Origin of the sequence: Streptococcus sp. 27098_8_69 (genome assembly GCF_041432445.1) — a bacterium.
GTDB lineage: Bacteria > Bacillota > Bacilli > Lactobacillales > Streptococcaceae > Streptococcus.
Genome location: NZ_JAPVZO010000047.1, coordinates 1 through 2,814, shown reverse-complemented (window position 1 = coordinate 2,814; position 2,814 = coordinate 1). Strand labels below are relative to the sequence as shown.

2 protein-coding genes are annotated in these 2,814 nt (G+C 39.1%); both read right to left on the bottom strand.

The genetic code is table 11. From position 1 onward, the window contains the following. A partial coding sequence (zwf, locus tag O3658_RS10490) for a glucose-6-phosphate dehydrogenase (RefSeq protein WP_371561518.1) occupies positions 1-1,485 on the bottom strand: 1,485 nt, incomplete at its 3' end. A gap of 474 nt (positions 1,486-1,959) precedes the next feature. Next, positions 1,960-2,814: IS3 family transposase (locus tag O3658_RS10485; protein WP_371561515.1), on the bottom strand; the 855-nt coding region annotated here is incomplete at its 5' end.

Sequence of the window (2,814 nt, the reverse complement as noted above, 5' to 3'; positions counted from 1 at the left end):
TTCTAGTCTACCATCTTTACGATAGGCGATATCTGGTTGCCAAGTCCACTCAGCACCGTATTTTTCAAGGAGATCAAAGCTAGCCTGAGGTCCCATGCTACCAGCCTTGTAGTCATGAAGTGGAGCCCCGTTTTCAGCCCAAAGCTTTTCAATACGGTCAATCAATTTCCATGAGGCACTCACTTCATCCCAGTGGCTAAAGTTAGTTGAGTTATTGTTCAAAACATCATAGATGAGTTTTTCATATGGGTCTGGTGAAGCACCTGTTGCAGTCGCATCTGTTCGATAGTCAAGAGAATTTGGCGCAAGGCTAAACTCTTCTCCTACCTTTTTACCGTTAAGACTAAGAGAGAAACCTTCAGTTGGTTGGATATAGATGGTAAGCACGTTTGGTGCTAGAGGCTCTCCGAAAATGGAATCCATTTGCTTGAAGACAATGTTCACGTGTGTTCCTTTTTCTGTTAGGCGTTTCCCTGTACGGAAGAAGAAAGGTACATCACGGAAGCGATCAGTATTTACAAAGAAGGCACCTGATGCAAAGGTTTCTGTCATAGATTCAGGGTTAACATTTGGTTCACTACGGTAAGAGATGTATTTCATGCCATCGACTTTACCAGAACGATATTGACCACGGATGAATTGCTCTTTAAGTTCCTCATCTGTAGGGTGGTAAAGGTTTTTAAAGACTTTGATCTTCTCTGCGCGAATGTCATCCTTTGTAAAGCTTGCAGGCTTGTCCATGGCAAGGAGTGACAGAAGTTGGAGGGTATGGTTTTGAACCATATCTCGTAGGGCACCAGATTCATCATAGTAGCCACCACGTTCTTCAACACCTAGACGCTCTGCAAAGGTAATCTGTACGTTATCGATGTGCTCACGATTCCAAACATTTTCAAAAATCATATTGGCAAAGCGAATGGCAAAAATACTTTGAATCATTTCCTTACCGAGATAGTGGTCGATACGATAGATTTGCTCTTCGTTAAAAGTAGCTAGGAGTTCTTCGTTTAATTTGCTAGCAGTCTCATAGTCGGTTCCAAAAGGTTTCTCAACAATCAAACGTTCAAAGCCTTTACCGTCAACAATCTGCTCTGATTTGAGGTGTTTGGCGATGGTACCAAAGAACTGAGGTGCCATTGAGAGGAAGAAGAGTTTGTTGTGCTCAGTCTGATATTTTTCGTTTAATTCAGCCTGAAGCTTGCGTAATTCGATGTAGTGCTCAGTGTCATTAACATCGTGGCTTTGATAGTAAAAATGACTCGCAAATGCTTGAGCTTCTTCCACACTATCTGCCAAGTCTAAAATAGATTCGACAACGACAGATTCGAAATACTCCTTACTCCAAGGTCTACGAGCAGTTCCAATAACAGCAAAATGATCAGAAAGATTACCTGATTTATAAAGTCTAAAAAGTGAAGGGTAGAGCTTACGTTTGGCCAAATCCCCACTTGCACCGAAAATTGTAACAATAACTTTTGATGACATCTAGCTACCTAATTTCTATTTTGTTTCCTAGTTAAACTAGGCATGAGGAATCCCCATTTTTCATATCCCTTATTTTATCATAATTTTCTAAAAAATCCAAAAATCCAATACGTCTATACTAAGAGTCTGGGCAAAAACTCAATTTCATACTCTTCGAAAATCTCTTCAAACCACGTCAGCGTCGCCTTACCGTATGTGTAGGATACTGACTACGTCAGTTTCATCTACAACCTCAAAACAGTGTTTTGAGCTGACTTCATCACTTCTATCTACAACCTCAAAGCAGTGTTTCGAGCTGACTTCATCAGTTCTATTTACAACCTCAAAGCAGTGCTTTGAGCAACCTGCGGCTAGCTTCCTAGTTTGTTCTTTGATTTTCATTGAGTATTAGGAGCAACCGAAGTAAATCTTTCCACAATAAAACGCATAATATCAAGTTTTTTTGTACTGCCCCCAAAAAGTTAGACAATTAATTTATTCAAAGGATTTAGTTCTGTATTGCACAGGACTGAGTCCTTTTAGATTTACCTTAATTCGTTTGTTGTTGTAGTAATCAATATAGTCTACAATAGCTTGTTCCAAGTGCTCAAGTGACTGAAACGTATTCTCATAACCATAAAACATTTCAGACTTAAGAATGCCAAAAAAAGATTCCATCATGCCGTTGTCTGGGCTGTTTCCCTTGCGTGACATAGATGCTTGAATTCCCTTACTCTCTAGGAACCGATGATAAGAATCGTGTTGGTATTGCCAGCCTTGATCACTATGGAGAATTGTATTTTCGTAATGGTTCTCTGTAAAGGCTTGTTCTAGCATAGCTTTCATTTGTACTAAGTTCGGTGAAGTAGAAAGATTGTAGGAGATAATTTCGCTGTTAAAGCCATCTAAAACTGGTGATAAGTAAAGCTTTTGAGTACTTGCTGGAATGGTAAATTCTGTCACATCTGTGTAGCACTTTTCCATTGGTTTGGCTGCTTCAAATTGGCGTTGAATAAGGTTATCTGCTTTCTTGCCAACGTCTCCTTTATGAGAAGAATATTTTCGTTTCTGTCGCATTTTAGCTTGTAAATTGAGTACTTTCATCAAGCGTTGAACTCTTTTATGATTGACCAGATAACCACGATTTCTTAGTTCTAAATGAATCCGACGATAACCATAATTTCCCTTATGTTCGATAAAAATGGATTGAATTTCAGCTTTAAGCTCTTGGTCCTTATCTGGTTTGTCTAGCTGTTTCAAGTGATAGTAGTAGGTCGAACGAGCTAGTTTAATGGCTTTTAGAAGAATATCTAACGAAAACTCAGTAATTAATTCTTGAACAATTTCTGT